The organism is Limnohabitans sp. INBF002 (genome assembly GCF_027924905.1).
Taxonomy (GTDB): Bacteria; Pseudomonadota; Gammaproteobacteria; order Burkholderiales; family Burkholderiaceae_C; genus Limnohabitans.
Map to the genome: position 1 here is coordinate 2,340,312 of NZ_AP027055.1, position 24,444 is coordinate 2,364,755.

The 24,444-nt window shown below is 57.4% G+C and carries 14 protein-coding genes, 2 tRNA genes and 2 rRNA genes; 10 read left to right on the forward strand and 8 right to left on the reverse strand.

Annotated elements, in window-relative coordinates; genetic code table 11:
• Window positions 1-52: 52 nt before the first annotated feature.
• The 4 genes from QMG15_RS11745 to QMG15_RS11760 form a co-directional block, all read right to left on the reverse strand.
• Window positions 53-2,929: ribosomal RNA gene (locus QMG15_RS11745) — 23S ribosomal RNA — on the reverse strand.
• A gap of 344 nt (window positions 2,930-3,273) precedes the next feature.
• Window positions 3,274-3,349: transfer RNA gene (locus tag QMG15_RS11750), tRNA-Ala, on the reverse strand.
• A 19-nt stretch (window positions 3,350-3,368) separates the two neighbouring features.
• Window positions 3,369-3,445: transfer RNA gene (locus QMG15_RS11755), tRNA-Ile, on the reverse strand.
• 98 nt (window positions 3,446-3,543) lie between these two features.
• A 16S ribosomal RNA gene (locus tag QMG15_RS11760) occupies window positions 3,544-5,078 on the reverse strand.
• Together the 16S and 23S rRNA genes with 2 tRNA genes alongside form the textbook arrangement of a ribosomal RNA operon.
• Window positions 5,079-5,551: 473 nt before the next feature.
• Between QMG15_RS11760 and QMG15_RS11765 the strand changes: the two genes are divergently transcribed.
• The 3 genes from QMG15_RS11765 to QMG15_RS11775 all read left to right on the forward strand — a co-directional run bounded on the left by QMG15_RS11765 (window position 5,552) and on the right by QMG15_RS11775 (window position 8,837).
• A complete protein-coding gene (locus QMG15_RS11765; RefSeq protein WP_281788744.1) occupies window positions 5,552-7,444 on the forward strand; it encodes an ATP-binding cassette domain-containing protein in 1,893 nt (630 codons plus the stop codon).
• Complete coding sequence (locus tag QMG15_RS11770; RefSeq protein ID WP_281788745.1) at window positions 7,441-8,064, forward strand: LysE family translocator; 624 nt, start codon at window positions 7,441-7,443, stop codon at window positions 8,062-8,064. Before QMG15_RS11765 ends, QMG15_RS11770 begins: the two co-directional genes overlap by 4 nt.
• Window positions 8,065-8,168: 104 nt before the next feature.
• Complete coding sequence (locus tag QMG15_RS11775) at window positions 8,169-8,837, forward strand: histidine phosphatase family protein (RefSeq protein WP_281788746.1); 669 nt, start codon at window positions 8,169-8,171, stop codon at window positions 8,835-8,837.
• 12 nt (window positions 8,838-8,849) lie between these two features.
• On the opposite strand, the gene QMG15_RS11780 is transcribed toward QMG15_RS11775, so the two are convergent.
• Window positions 8,850-9,683, reverse strand: coding sequence for a creatininase family protein (locus tag QMG15_RS11780; protein WP_281790138.1), 834 nt, complete (start codon window positions 9,681-9,683; stop codon window positions 8,850-8,852).
• Window positions 9,684-9,756: 73 nt separating this feature from the next.
• Here QMG15_RS11780 and QMG15_RS11785 point away from each other — a divergent pair, with 73 nt between their 5' ends.
• The 4 genes from QMG15_RS11785 to priA all read left to right on the forward strand — a co-directional run bounded on the left by QMG15_RS11785 (window position 9,757) and on the right by priA (window position 16,080).
• Window positions 9,757-12,090: a thioredoxin family protein gene (locus QMG15_RS11785; RefSeq protein WP_281788747.1), complete on the forward strand. Its 2,334-nt coding sequence runs from the start codon at window positions 9,757-9,759 to the stop codon at window positions 12,088-12,090.
• Window positions 12,091-12,093: 3 nt separating this feature from the next.
• A complete protein-coding gene (locus tag QMG15_RS11790) occupies window positions 12,094-12,498 on the forward strand; it encodes a CoA-binding protein (RefSeq protein WP_281788748.1) in 405 nt (134 codons plus the stop codon).
• Between the two features lie 25 nt (window positions 12,499-12,523).
• A complete protein-coding gene (gene hemE / locus QMG15_RS11795; protein ID WP_281788749.1) occupies window positions 12,524-13,630 on the forward strand; it encodes a uroporphyrinogen decarboxylase in 1,107 nt (368 codons plus the stop codon).
• A 347-nt stretch (window positions 13,631-13,977) separates the two neighbouring features.
• Window positions 13,978-16,080 (forward strand): primosomal protein N', encoded by a 2,103-nt coding sequence (priA, locus tag QMG15_RS11800; RefSeq protein WP_281788750.1) that lies wholly within the window; start codon window positions 13,978-13,980, stop codon window positions 16,078-16,080.
• A gap of 7 nt (window positions 16,081-16,087) precedes the next feature.
• Here priA and QMG15_RS11805 read toward each other — a convergent pair whose 3' ends face one another.
• Window positions 16,088-17,056 carry an AEC family transporter gene (locus QMG15_RS11805; RefSeq protein ID WP_108358413.1) on the reverse strand — a complete coding sequence of 323 codons (969 nt, stop codon included), beginning with the start codon at window positions 17,054-17,056 and terminating at the stop codon, window positions 16,088-16,090.
• A gap of 63 nt (window positions 17,057-17,119) precedes the next feature.
• Here QMG15_RS11805 and QMG15_RS11810 point away from each other — a divergent pair, with 63 nt between their 5' ends.
• Together QMG15_RS11810 and QMG15_RS11815 are read left to right on the forward strand one after the other, a co-directional pair.
• Window positions 17,120-19,204: a UvrD-helicase domain-containing protein gene (locus QMG15_RS11810; protein WP_281788751.1), complete on the forward strand. Its 2,085-nt coding sequence runs from the start codon at window positions 17,120-17,122 to the stop codon at window positions 19,202-19,204.
• 17 nt (window positions 19,205-19,221) lie between these two features.
• Window positions 19,222-20,604, forward strand: a complete 1,383-nt coding sequence (locus QMG15_RS11815) for a PLP-dependent aminotransferase family protein (RefSeq protein ID WP_281788752.1) — start codon at window positions 19,222-19,224, stop codon at window positions 20,602-20,604.
• Here QMG15_RS11815 and QMG15_RS11820 read toward each other — a convergent pair.
• The gene (locus QMG15_RS11820; RefSeq protein ID WP_281788753.1) at window positions 20,601-22,253 is read right to left on the reverse strand and encodes an AMP-binding protein; all 1,653 of its coding nucleotides are present in this window, start codon (window positions 22,251-22,253) and stop codon (window positions 20,601-20,603) included. The genes QMG15_RS11815 and QMG15_RS11820 overlap by 4 nt on opposite strands.
• Window positions 22,254-22,447: 194 nt before the next feature.
• Here QMG15_RS11820 and QMG15_RS11825 point away from each other — a divergent pair, with 194 nt between their 5' ends.
• Window positions 22,448-23,119, forward strand: coding sequence for a glutathione S-transferase family protein (locus tag QMG15_RS11825; protein ID WP_281788754.1), 672 nt, complete (start codon window positions 22,448-22,450; stop codon window positions 23,117-23,119).
• Between the two features lie 14 nt (window positions 23,120-23,133).
• Here QMG15_RS11825 and QMG15_RS11830 read toward each other — a convergent pair whose 3' ends face one another.
• Complete coding sequence (locus QMG15_RS11830; protein ID WP_281788755.1) at window positions 23,134-24,432, reverse strand: hydroxymethylglutaryl-CoA reductase, degradative; 1,299 nt, start codon at window positions 24,430-24,432, stop codon at window positions 23,134-23,136.
• Window positions 24,433-24,444: the final 12 nt, after the last annotated feature.

Below are 24,444 nucleotides of genomic sequence, written 5' to 3' on the forward strand. Positions count from 1 at the left end.
TTTGAATGCGTCACTTGGCATAACTTCCTTGATCACATTGGATCAAAGTTATAGGGTCAAGTCGCACGAGCAATTAGTATCAGTTAGCTTAACGTATTACTACGCTTCCACACCTGACCTATCAACGTCCTGGTCTTGAACGACTCTTTAGGGGGCTCAAGGCCCCGGCAGATCTCATCTTGAAACGAGTTTCCCGCTTAGATGCTTTCAGCGGTTATCTCTTCCACACATAGCTACTCGGCAATGCCACTGGCGTGACAACCGATACACCAGAGGTGTGTCCACTCCGGTCCTCTCGTACTAGGAGCAGGCTTCCTCAAATCTGCAGCGCCCACGGAAGATAGGGACCAAACTGTCTCACGACGTTTTAAACCCAGCTCACGTACCTCTTTAAATGGCGAACAGCCATACCCTTGGGACCGGCTACAGCCCCAGGATGAGATGAGCCGACATCGAGGTGCCAAACACCGCCGTCGATATGAACTCTTGGGCGGTATCAGCCTGTTATCCCCAGAGTACCTTTTATCCGTTGAGCGATGGCCCTTCCATACAGAACCACCGGATCACTATGTCCTACTTTCGTATCTGCTCGACTTGTCAGTCTCGCAGTTAAGCACGCTTATGCCATTGCACTATCATCACGATGTCCGACCGTAACTAGCGTACCTTCGAACTCCTCCGTTACGCTTTGGGAGGAGACCGCCCCAGTCAAACTGCCTACCATGCACTGTCCCCGATCCAGATAATGGACCTAGGTTAGAACCTCAAACACACCAGGGTGGTATTTCAACGTTGGCTCCACCGAAACTAGCGTTCCGGCTTCAAAGCCTCCCACCTATCCTACACAGGTCTGTTCAAAATCCAATACAAAGCTACAGTAAAGGTTCATGGGGTCTTTCCGTCTTTCCGCGGGGAGATTGCATCATCACAAACATTTCAACTTCGCTGAGTCTCAGGAGGAGACAGTGTGGCCATCGTTACGCCATTCGTGCAGGTCGGAACTTACCCGACAAGGAATTTCGCTACCTTAGGACCGTTATAGTTACGGCCGCCGTTTACTGGGACTTCAATCAAGAGCTTGCACCCCATCATTTAATCTTCCAGCACCGGGCAGGCGTCACACCCTATACGTCCACTTTCGTGTTTGCAGAGTGCTGTGTTTTTATTAAACAGTCGCAGCCACCGATTCTCTGAGGCCTCATTCTGCTCCCCTTGTACAGGTTCACATACTAAAGGCACACCTTCTTCCGAAGTTACGGTGTCAATTTGCCGAGTTCCTTCTCCTGAGTTCTCTCAAGCGCCTTAGAATACTCATCTCGCGCACCAGTGTCGGTTTGCGGTACGGTCGTGTGTAGCTGAAGCTTAGTGGCTTTTCCTGGAAGCAGGGTATCACTCACTTCGGATGCAAGCATCCTCGTTATCACCCCTCATCTAAGCCCGGCGGATTTACCTACCAGGCACGACTACAGGCTTGAACAGACATATCCAACAGTCTGCTGAGCTAACCTTCTCCGTCCCCACATCGCACTACACATCGGTACAGGAATATTTACCTGTTTCCCATCAACTACGCATCTCTGCCTCGCCTTAGGGGCCGACTCACTCTACGCCGATGAACGTTGCGTAGAAAACCTTGCGCTTACGGCGAGGGGGCTTTTCACCCCCTTTAACGCTACTCATGTCAGCATTCGCACTTCTGATACCTCCAGCACGCTTTACAACGCACCTTCACAGGCTTACAGAACGCTCTCCTACCACTTGCAATAAATTGCAAATCCGCAGCTTCGGTAACTGGCTTAGCCCCGTTACATCTTCCGCGCAGGACGACTCGATCAGTGAGCTATTACGCTTTCTTTAAATGATGGCTGCTTCTAAGCCAACATCCTGACTGTTTTAGCCTTCCCACTTCGTTTCCCACTTAGCCAATTTTAGGGACCTTAGCTGGCGGTCTGGGTTGTTTCCCTCTTGAGTCCGGACGTTAGCACCCGGTGCTCTGTCTCCCAAGCTGTACTCTGCGGTATTCGGAGTTTGCATTGGTTTGGTAAGTCGCCATGACCCCCTAGCCAAAACAGTGCTCTACCCCCGCAGGTAATACTTGAGGCACTACCTAAATAGTTTTCGGAGAGAACCAGCTATTTCCAAGTTTGTTTAGCCTTTCACCCCTATCCACAGGTCATCCGCTAATTTTGCAACATTAGTCGGTTCGGACCTCCAGTACCTGTTACGGCACCTTCATCCTGCCCATGGATAGATCACTTGGTTTCGGGTCTACACCCAGCGACTAATTCGCCCTATTCGGACTCGATTTCTCTACGGCTTCCCTATTCGGTTAACCTTGCCACTGAATGTAAGTCGCTGACCCATTATACAAAAGGTACGCAGTCACCCTTGCGGGCTCCTACTTTTTGTAAGCATACGGTTTCAGGATCTATTTCACTCCCCTCCCGGGGTTCTTTTCGCCTTTCCCTCACGGTACTAGTTCACTATCGGTCAATGATGAGTATTTAGCCTTGGAGGATGGTCCCCCCATATTCAGACAGGATTACACGTGTCCCGCCCTACTTGTCGCTAGCTTAGTACCACACAGGTCTTTTCACGTACGGGACTATCACCCTCTATAGTCAACCTTTCCAGGTTGTTCCGTTAAGTCTTGTGCTATCACTAGCAGGCTTCTCCGATTTCGCTCGCCACTACTTTCGGAATCTCGGTTGATGTCTTTTCCTCGAGCTACTGAGATGTTTCAGTTCACCCGGTTCGCCTCCAGCAGCTATGTATTCACTGCAGGATTACCTTTCGGTAAGGTTTCCCCATTCAGAAATCTCCGGATCAAAGCTAATTTGCCAGCTCCCCGAAGCTTATCGCAGGCTATCACGTCTTTCGTCGCCTATCATTGCCAAGGCATCCACCATATGCTCTTAGTCACTTGACCCTATAACTTTGACACCTCTTTCGAGATCAAAAATTGTTTTCAAGGACTGATTTGACAGGTCTCTCACCTGTCGCGTTATGCCGTAAATATGAATAATCCTTCAATATCGCTATTAAAGAACATTCGTCATTACTTGAAATCCAAACCAAAGTTTGAATATTCGTTTTGACGCAATCAAAAATGTTACTAGCGGCACGGTCTGCACTAAACCTTTACGAATGTGCAGTTTCCGCTAGTAACTCTGATATCTACTCTATGAATTTTTAATGAACAGCCTAGTTAATCAATCAATATCGATCAACAACAAAGAAGCCTCAACAGAAGCTGCTTTGTTGTTGAATGAATGGTGGAGGATGACGGGATCGAACCGACGACCCCCTGCTTGCAAAGCAGGTGCTCTCCCAGCTGAGCTAATCCCCCAATGAATCACTTAGACGTTTGGTGGGTCTGGTTGGAATCGAACCAACGACCCCTGCGTTATCAACACAGTGCTCTAACCAACTGAGCTACAGACCCAAGCCGGTCGCGACATCCTCAGTAAACCGAGTTAATCGACGACAACCTTCAAAACAACCGATAAGTGTGGACGTTCAATTTAGATTGCAGTTTTCCAGAAAGGAGGTGATCCAGCCGCACCTTCCGATACGGCTACCTTGTTACGACTTCACCCCAGTCACGAACCCTGCCGTGGTAATCGCCCTCCTTACGGTTAGGCTAACTACTTCTGGCAGAACCCGCTCCCATGGTGTGACGGGCGGTGTGTACAAGACCCGGGAACGTATTCACCGTGACATTCTGATCCACGATTACTAGCGATTCCGACTTCACGCAGTCGAGTTGCAGACTGCGATCCGGACTACGACTGGTTTTATGGGATTAGCTCCCCCTCGCGGGTTGGCAACCCTTTGTACCAGCCATTGTATGACGTGTGTAGCCCCACCTATAAGGGCCATGAGGACTTGACGTCATCCCCACCTTCCTCCGGTTTGTCACCGGCAGTCTCATTAGAGTGCCCAACTAAATGTAGCAACTAATGACAAGGGTTGCGCTCGTTGCGGGACTTAACCCAACATCTCACGACACGAGCTGACGACAGCCATGCAGCACCTGTGTTACGGCTCTCTTTCGAGCACGCCTCTATCTCTAAAGGCTTCCGTACATGTCAAAGGTGGGTAAGGTTTTTCGCGTTGCATCGAATTAAACCACATCATCCACCGCTTGTGCGGGTCCCCGTCAATTCCTTTGAGTTTCAACCTTGCGGCCGTACTCCCCAGGCGGTCAACTTCACGCGTTAGCTTCGTTACTGAGTCAGTGAAGACCCAACAACCAGTTGACATCGTTTAGGGCGTGGACTACCAGGGTATCTAATCCTGTTTGCTCCCCACGCTTTCGTGCATGAGCGTCAGTGCAGGCCCAGGGGATTGCCTTCGCCATCGGTGTTCCTCCGCATATCTACGCATTTCACTGCTACACGCGGAATTCCATCCCCCTCTGCCGCACTCCAGCTATACAGTCACAAATGCAGTTCCCAGGTTGAGCCCGGGGATTTCACATCTGTCTTATATAACCGCCTGCGCACGCTTTACGCCCAGTAATTCCGATTAACGCTTGCACCCTACGTATTACCGCGGCTGCTGGCACGTAGTTAGCCGGTGCTTATTCTTACAGTACCGTCATGAGCCCCTAGTATTAATAGAGACCTTTTCGTTCTGTACAAAAGCAGTTTACAACCCGAAGGCCTTCGTCCTGCACGCGGAATGGCTGGATCAGACTTGCGTCCATTGTCCAAAATTCCCCACTGCTGCCTCCCGTAGGAGTCTGGACCGTGTCTCAGTTCCAGTGTGGCTGGTCGTCCTCTCAGACCAGCTACAGATCGTTGGCTTGGTGAGCCTTTACCTCACCAACTACCTAATCTGATATCGGCCGCTCCAATCGCGCGAGGTCTTGCGATCCCCCGCTTTCATCCTTAGATCGTATGCGGTATTAGCGTAATTTTCACTACGTTATCCCCCACGACTGGGCACGTTCCGATATATTACTCACCCGTTCGCCACTCGCCACCAGACCGAAGTCCGTGCTGCCGTTCGACTTGCATGTGTAAAGCATTCCGCCAGCGTTCAATCTGAGCCAGGATCAAACTCTATAGTTCGATCTTGATATTTTTTTGATCTTTCGATCAACTCATAAATTGGAATCGACGTGATTTTCTTTGACGAATTTCACATCTTTTTTACTTCATGAGCGTTTGTTAGCTAATTAAAGCTAAGTTCCTAAAGAACTTGGCAATCACCATCAAACGCCCACGCTTATCGGCTGTATGTTTTTAATGAACCACTCAACTACTTGAGCAACTACGCTGCGATCAGCGAAGCCTTGCAGTATACATCGGATTTTTGAACATTTCGAAGAAATTTTAAAAAATCTTTTCTGCCACCTCCGCCAACATTGTCTCGGGTAAACCCTCAACAGTTCTCATCAGCGGAGCCCGTCAGTATAGCACTACTTTTTGGCTTCGCGCAACTATCTTGAAAAAAGTTCGCAATCAGCTCTTCGCGCCTCGTTTCTACAAAGCCTGGCTTTGTCTAGATAGAAGCCGCCCAAGGGCGCCCTTGATAATGGGGCATGTCTTTAATTACTCTACAGAACGCCCAACTCGCTTTTGGGCACGTCGCTCTCCTTGATCACGCAGAGTTCTCCCTTGAAACCGCTGAGCGCGTAGGCCTGATCGGCCGCAATGGCGCTGGCAAATCCTCATTACTGCGCATCTTGGGCGGACTAGAAAAGCCTGACGATGGTGACTTACGTGTCCAGCAGGGCTTGCGCGTGACCTATGTGGCCCAAGAGCCTCAACTAGATAGCAACGCCTCTGTCTTTGAATCCGTGAGTGCGGGCTTGGCGCGCGTCATCCACCTGATTGATCAGTACTCGGCTGGTGAGGGTGATCTCACAGCCATGCAAAACGAGATTGAACTCTTTGACGGCTGGAACTGGGAACAACGCGTGCAAGAAACATTGCACCGCTTGCACCTTGACCCCGATGCCCGCATCAGTGCACTCTCTGGGGGCACGCTCAAACGCGTCGCACTCGCACAAGCCTTGGTGACATCACCGGACGTGCTCTTACTCGACGAGCCTACCAACCACTTGGACCTCGACAGCATCGAGTGGCTGGAGCAGCTTTTGATTGATTTCAAGGGCAGCATCATCACCATCACGCATGACCGATCGTTCTTGGATAAGGTCGCCACACGCATTGTGGAACTGGACCGCGGTCATTTGTTGACTTACCCCGGGAACTTCTCGCAGTACCAATTGCAAAAAGAAGAACAAGCCGCCCAAGAAGCGGTGATCAACGCCAAAGCCGACAAACTGCTGGCTGGTGAAGAAGTGTGGATTCGCAAAGGCGTAGAAGCGCGCCGCACACGCAGCCAAAGCCGCATTGGACGCCTAGAAGCTTTGCGCAGCCAGCGGGAAGCGCGCCGCGAAGCCGTCGGCCGTGTGAAGCTAGACGTCGCCAGCGGCGCCCCCACAGGCAAGATCGTGGCCGAACTCACCGAGGTGGACAAAGCCTTTGGCGGCAAGGTGATTACCAAAAACTTCTCGGCGACCTTCTTGCGCGGTGACAAGATTGGCTTGATCGGCCCGAACGGCGCAGGCAAATCAACGCTGTTGAAAATGATCTTGGGCGAGCTTGAGGCCGACAGCGGCAAGATCCGCCAAGGCGCGAATCTGCAAGTGGCGTACTTTGACCAAATGCGCAACGCGCTAGACATGGACGCCTCACTCGAAGACTTCATCAGCCCAGGCAGCGAGTGGATTGAAATTGGCACCCAGCGCAAACACGTCAAAAGCTACTTGGACGACTTCTTGTTCTCACCCGCTCGCGCCACATCGCCTGTGCGCTCGCTGTCTGGCGGTGAGCGCAACCGCTTGCTGCTCGCTCGTTTGTTTGCACGCCCAGCCAACGTCCTGGTCCTGGACGAACCCACCAACGACTTAGACATCGACACGCTGGAACTACTCGAAGAGTTGCTGCAAAAGTATGACGGCACCGTGTTCATCGTCAGCCATGACCGCACCTTCCTCGACAACGTGGCCACCAGCACTTTGGTGTTTGAAGCCACAGAGGACAACCCCGGTTTCTGGCGCGAATACGAAGGCGGCGTGCAAGATTGGCTCATCCAGTCAGAGCGCGCCCGCAGCCTCGCCCCTCAAACCAAAGTTTCCGCACCCGTAGTGGCCAAAGCGACGGCCGCAGAAGCGCCCAAGCCTGCAGCCCCTGCCGCAAAGACGCGCAAGCTCAGCTACAAAGAGCAACGCGAACTGGAGGCACTGCCGGCACTGATTGCATCGCTCGAAGCGGAGCAAAAAGAAACCCAAGCCGCCCTCAGCGACAACAGCCTGTACGCCAGCGACCCCGCCAAAGTCGCGCAAATTCACAAACGCGACACTGAAATTGAAGACGCACTGATGACAGCCCTTGAACGCTGGGAGCAACTATCCTCACCGGCATGAGCAGCGCTGAACTCTTTGCCCTGATTGCCCTCGCTACCGTGGGCACCTTCACCCCCGGCCCCAACACCGCACTGTCCGCCACGCTTGCGGCGAACCATGGCTTGCGACGTGCGCTGCCTTTTGTGTGCGCCGTGCCTGCGGGCTGGGGTGTTTTACTCGTCCTCAACGCAGCCGGCTTAGGCGCACTGGTGCTGGGCTTTCCACCGCTGCGTTGGGGTCTGCTGGCAGCCGGCGTGTTGTATTTGCTGTGGCTCGCTTGGAAACTCGCCAGCACGCAGCGCTTGAGCGATGCGGCACAAGGCCCCATCGTGGGTTTCAAGCAAGGCGTGATGCTTCAGTTCATCAACATCAAAGCCTGGTTCTTGGCCATGTCAGTGGTGAGCGGCTGGGTCATCGGCCACGACGACACCCCCGCACGTCTGCTGGAAACATTGCCCCTCTTCATGTTCTTTGGCCTCGCCAGCAACTTCACCTATGCATGGATAGGCGCCAGCTTGCGCCACTGGCTGCGCGGCCCAAATGACACCGCGCAGCGCCTGCAATGGTTCAACCGACTGATGGCCTTGGCGCTCTTAGGCACGGTCGTGTGGATGGTGCGGCCGGCGCTGCAAACACTCTAAATACGGGCCGCACGCGCTGCCGCACAGGTGACTGCGGGTCTCAGTCGTGACTGTTTGTCTTGCCATTCGTCTTCAGAATGAACGCAAACAACCCACATCACACCATGGGACAACTCTATTTAGTGCGACACGGGCAAGCCTCGTTGGGCGCCGCCGATTACGACCAACTCAGCCCTTTGGGCCTGCAGCAAAGCCATCGCCTCGGCGAGCATTGGCAAGCGCAAGGCCTCACGTTTGATGCCGTCATCACCGGCGCACTCAAGCGCCATGCACAAACCTTGGCAGGTATTCAACAAGGCATGGGAACACGGCATGAAGCACGGGTTTGGCCAGGCCTGAACGAATACGACAGCGAAGCCCTCATCCGCGCCATTCAACCGGGCGAGCTGGTGAAACCCACCACGCCAGAGGGCTACAAACAGCATTTCCGCTTGCTACGCGATGGCCTCACACAATGGATGGCCGGCGTGGTCAGCCCACAGGGCATGCCCAGCTACACCGAGTTTGCAAAAGGCGTCACGTCAGCCCTCGATCACATTCGCCAACAGCACGAGGGGAATGTTTTGCTTGTGTCCAGCGGCGGCCCCATTGCCACAGCCGTGGCGCATGTGCTGCGCGTCAGCCCTGAAACCAGCATCGAGCTGAACATGCGGCTTCGCAACAGCGCGGTGAGCGAATTCAGCTTCAACGCCAAACGTCACAGCCTGATCGCCTTCAACAGCGTGCCGCACTTAGAAACGCCCAGCCACAAAGAGTGGGTGACGTTCGCCTGAAGGCTGAAATATTTAAACGCGCACCGTGCTGAGCGGCAGCGCCACCAGCTCTTGCAGCAGCAGCGCCAGCTGCTCGCCCGCGCTGTGCACCAGCGCTTCGCCTTTCGCCGCAGTGGCCGCAGCAGCATTGCCCGCGGCACCTTGGGGGTTGTAGTCCTGCATGTGCCAGCCGAGCTTGGCGCTTTTGCCATTGCCCAAGACCGGGTAGTGTTTGGCCCGGTCTTGCGACGTGGAAGCAAAGTTTTGAGCCTCCGCCATGTTCACGCAATCGGGCGCCAGCGCCCGCATCATGGACGTTTCCATGTCACCCGCGTGGATGCCAAAGCGGTGTTCATCCGCCGAGAACTGCCCCATCACGGCCGCATCCAAGGGCAAGTTGTACCAACTGCTGCTGTAAACAATCAGGCCATGCTGGGCACGCAGCTCGCGCGCCACCACATCCATCAGCCCCACATTGCCGCCGTGGGCGTTGAACATCAGCAGCTTCTTCACACCCGCACGCGCCACCGAGGCACCGATGTCGCACCAGAGTTGGATCAAGGTTTGTGGCGACAGATGCAGCGTGCCAGCAAAGGCCGTGTGCTCGGTACTCAGGCCGAGCGTCTGCGTGGGCAACACCAGCACAGGGTCTGTGGCAGCCAAGTGCGTCAATGCAGCGTTCACTACACCATCGACCAACACCGTGTCCACCGACAGGGGCAAATGCGGCCCATGTTGCTCGGTCGCACCCAGAGGCAAGACGGCCACGGTACGCGCGGGGTCGAGGGCCACAAAGTCACGGGTGTTGAGTTCGGCCCAACGGTGTGATGCCAAAGCGGGGAAGGGGGTGCTGGTGTGCGCAGTCATGAGCGCCATCTTACTTTCCTGCCATGGCTTGGGCTTTACACGCGGGCGGCTGTAGCTCGGTAACATCTGGCGCATGCTCCATTTTGTTTCGCGCCTGCTGGGCGCAGCTCATCCCCGTGTCGTGACCGTCTGCGCCAAAGCCACGTTGGCGAAAGCATTTGGCGTTTTACTCTGGGGGGCTTGTGCATTTACCCTGCCAAGCAATGCCCAGACCTTGGCCAGTGCCGTGGTCAGCACGCCGCAGTTGCGCGCCGAGTTGGTGGTGCATGCCCCGCAAGGGGTGCAAGCGGGTCAGCCGATGTGGGTGGGCCTGCAGCTCACGCACCAGCCCGAGTGGCACACCTACTGGCGCAACCCCGGTGACTCAGGTCTGCCAACACAACTAGAGCTGAATTTGCCTGCGGGCATCACCGCGGGCGAGGTGCAATGGCCGCTGCCGCAAAAACTCAAAGCAGGCAACTTGACCAACTACGGTTTCGACAAAACTTTGCTGCTGGCCGTGCCGCTGACAGTGTCGACACAGTTCAAACCCAACGCCACACAAACGCTGGACATTCAACTGCACGCCAACTGGTTGGTTTGCCGACTGGAGTGCATTCCACAAGAAGGCGACTTCGCCTTGCGCATTCCCGTCAACAGCAGCTTTGCGCCCCATGCCACCGCGTTTTCAGCGCTGCTGGCGGAGCAACCCAAACCTTTGCCAGACGTCAAAGCCACCACCCGCTTTGAAGCACAACGCTTGGCACTGCAAGTCAGAGGATTGCCCACCTCGCTACACGGCAAAACGCTCAGCGTGTTTCCAGACACCGCCGAGCTGGTGGCGTCTGCCACTGAGCAGCACCCGCGCGCCAGCCAATCGTGGCAAGGCGATGTGTGGACAGTCCAACTCCCTCTGAGCAATTTGCGCATGACGGAACCTAAGCAAGTGGGTTTTTTGCTCATCGCTGACGAGAGTGCCAAACGCCAAGGCTTCGTGGTCTCCGCCCCTGTCACGCAGGCCTGGCCTGCCGTATCTGATCTGCCCGCCGACTCAGCCACCTTGCCCAACACCACAAGCCATGCCAGCGCCATAGTCAACGAAACCATGCTCGGCAGTGATGGCTTTCTGGGCTTTGCCTTGGCGCTGCTGGGCGCATTCGTGGGCGGGCTCATCCTCAACCTCATGCCGTGCGTGTTGCCGGTGCTGGCCATCAAGCTGCTGGGGTTTGCGCAACACAGCCACGCACACCGGGCACACCGCGTGGCAGGCCTGGCCTACACCGCCGGTGTGGTGCTGAGCTTCTTGGCGCTGGGCGCTGGCGTGCTGGCCTTGCGCGCAGCGGGCGAGCAACTGGGCTGGGGCTTTCAGTTGCAGTCCCCCGTGGTGGTGAGTGTGCTGGCGGCTCTGTTCACGCTCATTGCACTCAATTTATTGGGGCTGTTTGAGTTTGGGCACATCTTGCCCTCACGCATGGCCAGCTTTCAATACAAACACCCCGTCATGGATGCAGCCCTCTCTGGCGTTCTGGCCGTGGCAGTGGCATCGCCCTGCACCGCGCCGTTCATGGGTGCGTCGTTGGGCCTTGCGATGACCTTGCCGACGTGGCAAGCGCTGGCTATTTTTATGGCCATGGGCTTGGGCTTGGCCGCGCCTTATTTGTTAGCCAGCTTTGTGCCCGCCGTCGCGCGTTTGCTGCCACACCCCGGCCCGTGGATGGTCACGCTGCGCCAGCTGTTGGCCTTCCCCTTGCTCGCCACGGTGGTGTGGCTGCTGTGGGTGCTGGGCCAACAAACCAGCTTAGATGCCGCCATGTTTGCGCTGGGGGGTTTGCTGCTGCTGACCGCTTTGATGTGGGCACTCAAACAACACGGCCCTGCATCTCGCGTTTTGAGCGGGCTCTTGGCCGCCGCGCTGGTTTGGGGCGCACTCACTTTCGCAGAAGATTTAAAAGCACCGACGAGCAGCCTTTCCACAGCGGCGTTGCCAGGCAGCCCCCAATCGCAAGGCGCCGTTTGGCAGCCTTGGTCTGACGCCGCCGTGGCACAAAGCTTGGCCCAAGGCCGACCTGTGTTTGTGGACTTCACTGCGGCGTGGTGCGTGACCTGCCAAATCAACAAAAAGTCCACCCTGTCCAACAGCGAGGTGCTGGCAGACGTGGCGGCGCACCAAGTCACGCTCATGCGTGCCGATTGGACGCGTCGCGACCCAGCCATCACCGCCGCACTCACCGCCTTGGGCCGCAGCGGCGTGCCGGTGTATGTGCTGCACGCACCTGGCAAAGCGCCGCTGGTGCTGTCTGAGTTGTTAAGCGTGCGCCAAATGCGCGAAGCGCTGGCCACCTTGCCTGCGGCTGAAAGCCCTGCTCCCACAACTGACTTTGCGCAGCAGCCCCCAACCAACGGCGCATCCACACTCACCCGCAAATAAGCCATGACTCAAAGCGCCATTCGTCAAAGCCTTGCCAATTGCCACACCATCGCCGTGGTGGGCCTCTCGCCCAAACCGCACCGCGACAGCTACCGGGTGGCCAAATACATGCAAGACCACGGATGCCGCATCGTGCCCATCAACCCCAACGCGCATGAAGTGCTGGGCGAAAAAGCCTACGCCTCCCTCACCGAAGCAGCCATGCACGAACGCATCGACATGGTGAACTGCTTTCGCAATTCCGAAGACATCCCGCCCATCGCCGCAGAGGCGATTGCCATTGGCGCGAAATCGCTTTGGCTGCAAATTGGCGTCGTGAATGACGCAGCAGCCGCGCAAGCCGAAGCCGCAGGCCTCACCGTCGTGCAAGACAAATGCTTGATGGTTGAGCACCGTCAGCTTCGCTGAGCAACACCTCGGCGACAATGTCGCCATGTTTGCACCACTCCAAAACGACACCTTTTTGCGCGCTTGCATGCGCCAAGCCACCGACCACACCCCCGTTTGGCTGATGCGCCAAGCCGGCCGCTACTTGCCAGAGTACTGCGCCACGCGCGCCAAGGCCGGTAGCTTCATGGGTTTGGCCACCAACACCGACTTCGCTACCGAAGTCACCTTGCAACCGCTGGAGCGCTACCCGCTCGATGCCGCCATTTTGTTCAGCGACATCTTGACCGTGCCCGACGCCATGGGCTTGGGCCTGTCTTTTGCCCAAGGCGAAGGCCCCAAGTTCGCCAAGAACGTGCGCAACGAAGCCGCCGTCAACGAGCTGGCTGTGCCCGACATGGCCAAGCTGCGCTATGTGTTTGACGCCGTCACCTCCATTCGCAAAGCCTTGAACGGCCGTGTGCCTTTGATTGGCTTCTCAGGCAGCCCTTGGACCTTGGCCTGCTACATGGTCGAAGGCGCAGGCTCAGACGACTACCGCCAAGTCAAAAGCCTGATGTACAGCCGCCCCGACTTGATGCACCGCATTTTGGAAATCAACGCCGACGCGGTGGCCCTGTACCTCAACACCCAAATCGAAGCCGGCGCACAAGCCGTGATGATTTTTGACAGCTGGGGCGGCGTGCTGGCCGACGGCATGTTCCAACAGTTCAGCATGGCCTACACCAAGCGCGTGTTGGCACAACTCAAGCGCTCGCACGATGGCGCCGTGATTCCCCGCTTGGTGTTCACCAAAGGCGGCGGTTTGTGGTTGCCCGAAATGGCCGACCTCGACTGCGACGTGCTGGGCGTGGACTGGACGGTCAACCTCGCCAAAGCGCGCGCCCAAGTGGGTGGCGCGGTGGGCGGCCCCGGCAAGGCCCTGCAAGGCAACCTCGACCCCAACGCCTTGTTTGCACCTGCCGACGCCATTGCCACCGAGGCACGCCGCGTGCTGGATGCGTTTGGCAAACCGCACACCAACAAAACCACCACCGGCCCGACCCAAATTTTCAACTTGGGCCATGGCATCAGCCAATTCACCCCGCCGGAGAGCGTGGGCGTGTTGGTGGAAGCGGTGCACAGCCACTCCCGCGCACTGAGAAAACCTTAAAACTGACTCAAGAAATAGTGTGTCAAGTCATCAAAAGTTTTACTTCGACTTCACACTTATGCACAAAAAAGTTGATCCGACGCACCAAGTTGGTTTTTTCTTTTGCCGCATTCGGGAAAACTTTAATATCTCGTAAGTCATTGATTTATATAGAGTTCTTGGCCTGCATTTTTTTGAGGCAGTTTGTTCAAAGCCTTGATCCATGCGCCCTCGGAGCCACTCAACGGTAGATATCAACAAAGTTATCCACAAAAATTCTGGGTTTATCCCGAAGTCTTTGTAAATCAACGACTTAAAGCCTTTTCTGCTAAAACACCTGAGCTAACCACCCCAACTTAACGCTTGACATGTCGCACCAAATTTCAGTGATGGTCCACACCCCCGCGCACAGCGGCATCGGTGGCGCACTCACGTACGAAAGCGGCACAGCGCACACAGCCGGCACTTTGGTGCGGGTGCCACTGGGCAGCCGAGAGCTGTTGGGCGTGGTGTGGGGCGGGGCGGGGCCGCACGCCGACAGCGGCGAAACAGCCCCTATGCAGCTGCGCGCCATCGCCAGCGTGTTGGAAGGCCTCACGCCGCTCAACGCCCATTGGCGCCAGCTGGTGCAGTTTGCCGCCAGTTATTACCAACGGAGTGCAGGCGAGGTGGCCTTGGCCGCACTGCCCAGCCAGCTGCGTGATCTGAGCGCTGAACAATGGGCACGCCGCCTCAAACGCAAACCCAAAGTGGTCGCGGCCTATGAGGGCGCCACACAAACCATTCCTGAACCCACCGACGAACAAGCCCAAGTGCTGGCTGACATTGCCACCCACAAAGGCCCGTTCTTGTTGTTTGGCAACACCGGCAGCGGCAAGACCGAGGTGTATTTGCGTGCCGCGCAAGCCGTGCTGGAACACAACCCGCAAGCGCAAATTTTGGTGATGGTGCCGGAGATCAACCTCACGCCACAGTTGGAAGAACGCTTTCGCGCCCGCTTTTGCCCGCAGTGGGGCGCCGACTGTTTGGTGTCCATGCACAGCAGCCTCACGCCCGCGCAGCGCCTGAAAAACTGGCTGGCCGCGCACAGCGGCGAGGCGCGCATTGTGTTGGGCACGCGCATGGCCGTGTTTGCGTCCATGCCGCATTTGCACCTCATCGTGGTCGATGAAGAACACGACCCCAGTTACAAACAACAAGAAGGCGCACGCTACTCGGCACGCGACCTGGCCATCTACCGCGGCCAGCTCGAAGGTGCGAAAGTCATATTGGGTTCAGCCACACCCTCGCTGGAAAGCTGGCACCACAGCCGCCCCGCCACCACCTCAGAACCCGCAGGCCGCTACATGCGTTTGGCCATGCCTTCACGCGTGGGCCAAGGTGCCTTGCCTTTGGTGCGCCGCGTGGACATGAACCGCCAGCCATACAAAACCGTGTTCTCCAACCACCTGCTCGACGCCATGCGCGAACGCGTGACGCGTGGCGAACAAATCTTGGTGTTGCTCAACCGCCGTGGCTACGCGCCCGTGCTCAACTGCAACGACTGCGGCTGGAAAAGCGAATGCCCACACTGCAGCGCGTTTCGCGTGTTCCACAAACTTGACCGCACGCTGCGCTGCCACCACTGCGGCTTCACACAGCCCGTGCCACGCGCGTGCCCGAGCTGCGGCAATTTAGACATCAGCCCTTTGGGCCGCGGCACCGAACAGCTCGAAGAACACTTGACCGAGTTGCTGGCCGATGTGCGCAGACCTGACGGCGAGCCCATTCGCATCGCCCGCATCGACGCCGACAGCACCCGCCTCAAAGGTGAGCTAGAGCGCCAGCTGGCCGAAGTCCACGCAGGCGCGGTGGATGTGTTGGTGGGCACGCAAATGATTGCCAAGGGCCACGACTTCCGGCGCGTCACCTTGGTGGCGGCACTCAACACGGATGGCGCTTTGTTTTCGAGCGATTTCCGAGCGCCTGAGCGTTTGTTCAGTTTGCTCATGCAAGCCGCCGGACGGGCAGGGCGCGATGCCACGATGAATTTGGTCAGCCCCTGCGAAATGTGGGTGCAAAGCCACCACCCGCAGCACCCTTTGTTTGAAGCGCTCAAGCAGCACGACTATCCCGCCTTCGCAGAGCAACAGCTCAAAGAACGCGAGCAAGCCACCTTGCCGCCCTTCAGCTTCCAAGCCTTGGTGCGCGCAGAGGCACGCAGCCAAGAAGCCGCTCAAGGGTTTTTAAATGCCGCACGCGAAGCCGGTGCCGCACTGGCCGATGAGTTGTTGGTGGATTTGTATCCCGCTGTGCCCATGACGATTCAGCGCGTGGCCAACATCGAGCGTGCACAAATGTTGATCGAATGCACCTCACGCAAAGCACTGCAACATTTCTTGGCGCATTGGCAGGCTGATCTGCACAGCCTGCGCAGCGCCCATCGGCAGGTGATCCGTTGGGCAGTCGACGTGGACCCGCTGGCGATTTAAGTTGGGGTCAGCCGTGGAGCAGTGCCACGGCCCCTGAGAAAGTAAAAAACGCCGCGGCCGTGGTGACCAAAATAATCATGGCAATGCGCCCCGTATCTGCGCCAAAACGCTCCGACAACAAAGCCACATTGCTGGCGCTGGGCAATGCCGCGACCAACACCACCACCACCATGGTGAAGTGTTCAATGTGAAAGCCCATCTGCACTGCTGCGGCCAACACCAGCAACACCAGCAACGGGTGCAGCACCAATTTGAAAAGTGCCACAGGCAACACATCGCGCCACAGAATGGGCGGATGGCCACTTTCTTTCACGCGAATTTGTGAACGTGCCAGCACCGCGCCAATGGTGAACAAGGCCACCGGCGAAGCGGCGTCCGCCAACAAGCCCACGGTTTTCGCCACGGGCCCCACCAACTGCCAATCCAGGGCCGAGGACAAGCCACCCAAGCTGATGGCCCACGGCATGGGGTTGGTCAACACGCCTTTGAGGGCACTCTTGGCCGCGCGGCTGGCACCGTGCTCGTCCGCGCCGTCTAAGCGCGACAAGGCAATGCACAAGGACGTGGTGATGACCATGTCCACCACGATGGTCACGATGGCAGGCCCTGCCGCCGAAGCACCCAGCAAGGCCACCAACAACGGCACGCCCATGAAACCCGTGTTGGGGAACGCGCCCACCAACGCACCAAACGACGCGTCGTTCCAGCCGATGCGTTTGTTCATGCTCACCGCCACCACAAAGCCCACCATCAACAAGGCGCAAAGCAAATAGGCACAAAACAAGGTGGCATCCAACAGCTGCACGATGGGCGTGCTCGCGCCAAACCGATACAACATGCACGGCAGCGCAAAGAACAGCACAAAGCCATTCAAACCAGGAATCGCGTCCAGCGGCAACATGCGGCGATGCGCCGCCACAAAGCCAGCCAAAACCAGCGCAAAGAAGGGAAAGGTAATGAGAAGAATGTTCAGCACCCGCCTATTTTGCCCGTTGGGCGGGTCGGTATCATTGCCCGCTTCACATCAACTGTCTCCTGAATGTCTGCTGGCCTGAATCTCGCGCAACAAGAAGCCGTCAATTTCTTGCACGGTCCCTGTCTTGTGCTGGCGGGGGCGGGCTCGGGTAAGACGCGCGTCATCACGCACAAGATTGGCCGCCTCATCCAAACCGGGCTAGAGCCCAAGCGCATCGCCGCGATCACCTTTACCAACAAGGCCGCCACCGAAATGCGTGAGCGTGCCAAAGGGCTCATTGGCAAGGCGGCCAACGACGTGGTGATTTGCACCTTCCACGCCTTGGGCGTGCGCATGTTGCGCCAAGACGGCGGCGTGATGGGCCTCAAACCCCAGTTCAGCATCATGGACAGCGCCGACGTGACCGGCATTTTGAAAGACGCAGGCGGCACCACCGACGCGGCCACCGCGCGCCAATGGCAATGGACCATCAGCCTTTGGAAAAACATGGGTTTGAATTCAGCCCAAGCTTTGGCACTGGCCAAAGACGACAACGAACGCATCATCGCCAAAATCATGGCGCGCTACGAAGAGCGCCTCACCGCCTACCAAAGCGTGGACTTTGACGACCTGATTGGCCTGCCTTTGAAGTTGCTGCAAGAGCACGACGAAGTGCGCCTCAAATGGCAATCCCAACTCGGCCATGTGCTGGTGGACGAATACCAAGACACCAACGCCACGCAATACGAAGTGCTCAAGTGTTTGGTGGGCGACAACGCCCGCTTCACCGCTGTGGGCGACGACGACCAATCGATTTACGGCTGGCGCGGTGCCACGCTGGACAACCTGCGCAAACTGCCGCAAGACTTTCCGAACCTGAAAGTCATCAAGCTGGAGCAAAACTACCGCTCCACCAGCGCCATCCTGCGCGCGGCCAACAACGTCATCCAGCCCAACCCCAAGCTGTTTCCCAAAACCTTGTTCTCTGAACTCGGCGAGGGCGAGCCCGTGCGTGTGGTCGATGCCGACAACGAAGAACACGAAGCCGAACGCGTGGTGGCGCGCATCCAGTCTTTGCACGGTGGCACCGATGCAGGCAGCTGCGGCTTCAAAGAACTCAAAGACTTTGCGGTGCTGTACCGCGCCAACCACCAAGCGCGCATCTTTGAAAAAGCGCTGCGCAAAGCGCAAATTCCTTACAAGGTGTCGGGTGGCCAAAGCTTTTTTGACCGCGCCGAAATTCGTGACCTGTGCGCGTGGCTGCGTCTGTGGGTCAACAACGATGACGACCCGGCCTTCTTGCGCACCGTCACCACACCCAAGCGCGGCATTGGCCACCAAACCTTGGCCAGCTTGGGCCAGTTCGCCAGCCAGTACAAACTCAGCATGTTTGAAGCGCTGTTCAGCAACAGCTTGCCCTCGGTGCTCAATGCGCGCGCCTTGGGCAGCCTGCACGAATTTGGCCGCTATGTGAACGACCTTGAATTTCGCGCCCGCCTCACCACCGGCGCCGAAGATGCCCGCGCGTTTTTGACCGACTGGCTCAAAGACATTGGCTACGAAAAGCACCTCTACGACGCGGAAGAAAGCGAAAAAGCCGCTGCCTCCAAGTGGAACAACGTGATGGAGTTTTGCGACTGGATGGCCCAGCGCTGCGGCGGCCAGATTGACGACACCGCTGGCGTGACCTCTGGCAACGAAGTGAAGAACCTGCTGGAAGTAGCGCAAACCATCGCGCTGCTCTCCACCTTGACCGAGCGCGAGAAAGACCAAAACGTGGTCACGCTCTCCACGCTGCACGCCTCCAAAGGTTTAGAGTGGCCGCATGTCATGTTGGTAGGCGTGACCGAAGGCATGTTGCCCTTCAAACTTGACGACGAACCCGGCACCGAACACACCAACGACAACATCGCGGTTCGCCTGCAAGAGGAACGCCGCCTGATGTACGTGGGCATCACACGTGCCCAACGCTCTTTGTCCGTCAGCTGGACGCGTAAACGCAAAAAAGGCCGCGACATGATTGCCGCCATCCCCAGCCGCTTCATCGCGGAGATGGGCTTGGACAAAGACACCGTGAAAGAAGACCCGCGCGAAAAACTCAAAGCCTTGCGTGCTGAGTTTGCCCAACGCGCCAGCGCGGCATCGGCTGAAAGCGCCGCCAACAAATAGAGCGGCGAACAAATACGATGTCATCCTCACAGACGCCTCTTTTCACCGCACTTGCTGACTCCATCGAGCGGCAGATTCGTGATGAGGCGTACAAGGTCGGCGAAAAACTACCCTCCTTACGAGAAATCGCGGCCTTGCGTAACTACGGGAAAAACACCGTCGTCGCCGCGTTTGAATTGTTGGTCGCCAGAGGCTTGGTCGAGCCGCGTCACGGCTCAGGTTTTTACGTCAAAGAAAGAACCGTCAAAGCCGAGCCCCACGACACGCAATCGCTGAACGGCGCCATGAACATCGTCTGGCTCATGAACATGCAGCTCAGAAACGAGCCCGGGCAACTGACCGTCGGCGACGCTTTTCCGCCCTCCCAATGGCTGGCCGGCGCGAGGCTGGACCGCCCACACCACAAAGTCGCACGCAGTGGTTTGGGCACCTTGTTCCGCTATGGCGACCGGCTCGGCTATGCACCTTTGCGTCAGCGTTTGGTGCGCCGCTTGGCAGACCAAGGCATTGACGCGCACCCGTCTCAAATTGTGTTGACCCACGGTGCCAATGAAGCCTTGGATTTGATCGTGCGCTACTTTGTGCCTGCGGGCGGAACGGTGCTGATTGACGATCCCGGCTATTACCCACTGATCGGCAAGCTGCGCTTGGCAGGTGCCAACACGATTGGTGTGCCGCGCTTGGCGGATGGTCCTGATTTGAAAGAGCTCGAGCGCCTTTTGATCACGTGGCGCCCGCGCCTGTTTTTCACACAATCACTGGCCCACAACCCCACAGGCTCAGACCTGTCAAAACAAAAAGCGCGGGCCATTTTGAAACTGGCCGAACAACACAATTTGTTGTTGGTTGAAAACGATGCGCTCAGCGACTTTCGAAGCGCCAGCCAAACACGCCTCTCGGCCTTGGACCAATTGGAGCGCACGCTGTACATCAGCAGTTTTTCCAAGTCGCTTTCAGCGGCCCTGCGCGTGGGTTTTTTGGCCTGCAGCGCTGACATCGCCAACGACATTGCCAACATCAAAATTTTGACCAGTGTCAGCAGCTCTGAATACGCAGAACGCACCGTCGACACGCTGCTGGCCGAACGGCACCATCTGAAGTACCTCGAAGAGCTGCGCAGCAAACTGGAGGAAGCCACAGGCCGCGCTTACGAGCTGCTGGACGATGTTGGCGCCACCATCTTTGTCAGACCTGAGCGCTCGCTCTTTATCTGGGCCCAACTGCCGGGCGTCTCCGACACACAAAAGCTAGCGCACGCCATGCTGAACGAAAACATCGTGATGGCACCCGGCAACATCTTCAGCGTGAACCCCAACAACATCTCACCTTGGACACGCTGCAACCCCCATGCGGTGCTAGACCCCAGGTTCCGCCGCGCGCTCGACAAACTGTTGGGTTAACGTGCGTTTGTGCGCTTCTTCCATGCGCGCAAGTCGTGCATGCCGGTCAGACTACGCGGGTCGATTCCTGGTGCAAAGATGCTGTGTTTTTGAATTTTCTGCGTGCCTGTCGTCGGGATGTGGTCGGCAAACCAAACCCAACCTGGGGTTTTGAAATAGGCCAAGCCCGCGCTGCAATGGTCAAAAATCGAACGCAGCAACGCCTCCTGCGAAGCCGCTGACAACGCCTGCGCCGCATGCGGCTTCAGCACAATGCAAGCCAGCACTTCTTCTTCGCGCACCTCATCGGGCACAGCAATCACAGCGGTCTGCTCGACATCGGGGTGCGACAGCAACCAAGCCTCCACTTCGGCCGCTGCGATGTTTTCACCAGAACGTCGGATGATGTTCTTGCGGCGTTCCACAAAATGCAGCATGCCCGTGTCATCACGCGTCACGACATCGCCGGTGTGAAACCATCCGCCTCGCCAAGCGGCCTCCGTGGCCGCATCATCATCCAGATAGCTGGAGAAAAAATCTTTGCGCGGCGTGCGCTCGGAATGGCGAATCACCATCTCGCCAGGCTGACCGTCTGGCACATCGCCATCGGCATCGTCCACCACGCGCACCTCAATGCCTGGCAACGCACGTCCAAAAGCTCGGGTACCCACTTGGCGCGGCGGCATGTTGTCCACCAAAATGCGCACGTTTTCCGTCATGCCCCACAGCTCTAGCAATGGAAAGCCAAACCGAGCCTCGACTGCCGCATGCAAATGCGGCTCTACGCCAGCGCCCATGCCAAAGCGCACGCAGTGGTCGCGCTCTTGGTCGTGCGGTGCTTGCGCATGCAACATCTGAATGATGACCCCCAAGTAATGCACGATGGTGGCCTGAGATTGGCGCACTTCGGTCCACCACCGTGAGGGCTGAAAACGGTCGGTCTGAATCTGGCAGCTGCCCGTGAGCAGCACGGCATAGAACGACAAAATCGAAGCGTTCACATGAAAGAGCGGCAAGGGGTTGTAAAGCCGTTCACCCGTTGCACGGAATGTGGCCAGCCCGCCGCGCGTGGCATACGCCTCGCCTGCGGCAAGTTCGTAACGATGCGACAACACACAGCCTTTGGGACGGCCTGTCGTGCCCGAGGTGTACAGAATGCTCGCGGGGGTTTGCGCATCTGGCATGTAGGTCTTGGCAGGGACCAACACAGGCGGCAAGCCCGCGGTCCATTGTTCAAACACCACGTGTGGGGGTTGCCACGTGGCCTCGTGGCGCGCGGCCTCCCAGTCCGCCACGCGAGCCGACAAAACCACCGCCAAATCCACGTGTGCATGTTCGATCAAATACGCCAACTCTCGAGGGCGATAGTCTGGATTCACGGGCACGCAACACACACCGATCGCGTTCAACGCCAACTTGTGCAGCATGTGCTCCAGTCGGTTCTCTAGGAACAAGGCCACGCGATGGCCGACGCCATAACCGGCTTCACGGTACTGCGCCATCAATCCACGCACCGCATGCGCAGCCTCGGCGTAGCTCAGCGAACGGCCCTGCGGGTCATAGGCACGCGCCGAATTCGATGGCGCAACCAACAATGGGCGATCGGCATAGCGCTGCGCGGCGTCGAAAAAAATTTCTCCGATGGTTGCGGTTTCACTCGGAACAATCATGCAAGCTTCCTATCCATGTGCTTCGTCATTCATCGACGTCTCATGTACTTTAGCCAAACTGTACCCATCTCAAAAGGTACAGTTTGATAGAACAGTGATGCGTTCGCATCCGATGCGGCAGCTGACGCGAAAGATAGCGCTATTTTCAGTTAAGGTGACGCGAACAACACGATCACCCCTCAAGGAAAAACCCGTTGATTACTCTGTTTCACTGCATGAGCGCGCGCTCATTCCGCCCCCTGTGGATGCTTGAAGAACTCGGCATGCCGTATGCGTTAGAGATGCTGCCGTTTCCGCCAAGAGTGCTGCAGCGCAGCTACTTAGACGTCAATCCGCTGGGCACCATTCCCTTGCTCGTGGATGGCCACACACGCATGACCGAGTCAGTGGCCATCTGCGAATACTTGTGCGCGCGCCATGCGCCCACACCACTGCAAGTCTCGCCCGACGAGGCTGACTTTGGGGCGTACTTGAACTACCTTCACTTTGGCGAAGCGACGCTGACCTTCCCTCAAACCTTGGTGCTGCGCTATGCCCATTTCGAACCGCCCGAGCGCAGGCAACCGAGCGTCGCCGAGGACTACGCCAAATGGTTTTTGGCACGCCTCAAAACGCTAGAACCCGTGCTCGACAACCAGTCCTACCTGTGCGCCAACCGCTTCACGGCAGCCGATGTCTCGGTGGGGTACGCCTTGATGTTGGCAACGCATCTTGGGTTAGCGCCGCGTTTCACGCCCGCTGTTGCCGCGTATTGGACACGCCTGCAAGCGCGCACGGGTTACATCAAGGCGCTCGCGGCGCAGCAGCACGCGGCCCAAGCGCAAGGGGTGTCGGAGGTACCGGCCCCCGACATTCGGCCCGCTTGATTGAGCTGCGACGTTCAGGCCTTGGCTTCGCCTTGACGAATTTCCTGCAAGAGCGCAAGCGCGCGGTCGGTTCGAACATCGCGCTCTTGCGCCATGCGGCGGGCAATGATGTCGACCTCTTCGCCAACAGCCCCGGCGATCACCGCCAAGTTTCGGCCATGCAACGCCATGTGCCCACGTTGGATACCTTCCGTTGACAGCGCGCGCAAGGCCGCCATGTTTTGTGCCAAGCCGACGGTGACCGCCACTTCGGCCAACTCTTGCGCCGATTGCACATTCAAAATTTTCAGTGCCACACGCGCCAGCGGATGCGTGCGTGTGGCGCCCCCCACCAAGCCCACAGCCATCGGCATTTCCAAGGTGCCCACCAAGGCCCCCGAACTGTCTTTTTCCCAATGCGTGAGTGAGGTGTAGCTGCCCTTGCGACAAGCCCACGCGTGGGCGCCTGCTTCAATCGCGCGCCAATCGTTGCCGGTGGCCACAATGACTGGGTCAATGCCGTTCATGATGCCCTTGTTGTGGGTGGCGGCGCGGTAAGGGTCCACCACGGCCAGCGTGTAGGCATCCAGAATGCCTTCGATGACTTCTTCACCTTTGTATTCGCTGGTGCTCAACACCTCCGGTGTGACACGCACACGCGCACGGGCCAGACGCAAATCCGCCAAGTTCGACAAGATGCGCAAGCAGACACGGCCACCCGTGATTTGCTCAACCAGGGGCGACACGGCTTCCGCCATGGTGTTGACGGTGTTGGCGCCCATCGCATCGCGCACATCCACAATCAAATGCATCACCAACATGGGGCCGCGTGGGGTGTCGTCAAACACGTGGACATCGATGTCTTTGCAACCACCGCCCAAACTCACGAGCAATTTGTCGCGGACATTGGCGGTGTCCAAGATTTGTTGACGCGCACGCAGCAGCGCATGACGTGCGCCGTGCGGATCTGTCGCGCCCAACACTTGCACTTGTGCGCGCATCACAGGGCCGCTGGTCGAGGTTTGAAACCCGCCACATTCGCGCGCCAGTCGTGCCATGTACGAGGCTGCTGCCACCACCGAAGGTTCTTCAACCGCCATGGGAATCAACACATCACGGTCATTGATTCGGAAATTTGCAGCCACGCCCAGCGGCAGCTCAAACGTGCCAATGACGTTTTCGACCATGCCATCCGCGGTGGCCAGCGGCAACGCCCCTGGCGTGCTCAAGAGCGCCAGGTCTTCTGCCGTCAAGCCCACAGAGGTCTGCAGTTGGCTCAAGCGCTGTGCAGGGGTCAAAGAACGAAAGCCAGGAAGACGTGAATCGAGTGTCATGAAAAATCCATT

What these genes read in the sequence shown, in the direction of transcription:
- QMG15_RS11765 (WP_281788744.1), top strand. Translation starts at nt 5,552, where the DNA reads ATGTCTTTAATTACTCTACAGAACGCCCAACTCGCTTTTGGGCACGTC.
- QMG15_RS11770 (WP_281788745.1), top strand. Translation starts at nt 7,441, where the DNA reads ATGAGCAGCGCTGAACTCTTTGCCCTGATTGCCCTCGCTACCGTGGGC.
- QMG15_RS11775 (WP_281788746.1), top strand. Translation starts at nt 8,169, where the DNA reads ATGGGACAACTCTATTTAGTGCGACACGGGCAAGCCTCGTTGGGCGCC.
- QMG15_RS11780 (WP_281790138.1), bottom strand. Translation starts at nt 9,683, where the DNA reads ATGACTGCGCACACCAGCACCCCCTTCCCCGCTTTGGCATCACACCGT.
- QMG15_RS11785 (WP_281788747.1), top strand. Translation starts at nt 9,757, where the DNA reads ATGCTCCATTTTGTTTCGCGCCTGCTGGGCGCAGCTCATCCCCGTGTC.
- QMG15_RS11790 (WP_281788748.1), top strand. Translation starts at nt 12,094, where the DNA reads ATGACTCAAAGCGCCATTCGTCAAAGCCTTGCCAATTGCCACACCATC.
- hemE (WP_281788749.1), top strand. Translation starts at nt 12,524, where the DNA reads ATGTTTGCACCACTCCAAAACGACACCTTTTTGCGCGCTTGCATGCGC.
- priA (WP_281788750.1), top strand. Translation starts at nt 13,978, where the DNA reads ATGTCGCACCAAATTTCAGTGATGGTCCACACCCCCGCGCACAGCGGC.
- QMG15_RS11810 (WP_281788751.1), top strand. Translation starts at nt 17,120, where the DNA reads ATGTCTGCTGGCCTGAATCTCGCGCAACAAGAAGCCGTCAATTTCTTG.
- QMG15_RS11815 (WP_281788752.1), top strand. Translation starts at nt 19,222, where the DNA reads ATGTCATCCTCACAGACGCCTCTTTTCACCGCACTTGCTGACTCCATC.
- QMG15_RS11820 (WP_281788753.1), bottom strand. Translation starts at nt 22,253, where the DNA reads ATGATTGTTCCGAGTGAAACCGCAACCATCGGAGAAATTTTTTTCGAC.
- QMG15_RS11830 (WP_281788755.1), bottom strand. Translation starts at nt 24,432, where the DNA reads ATGACACTCGATTCACGTCTTCCTGGCTTTCGTTCTTTGACCCCTGCA.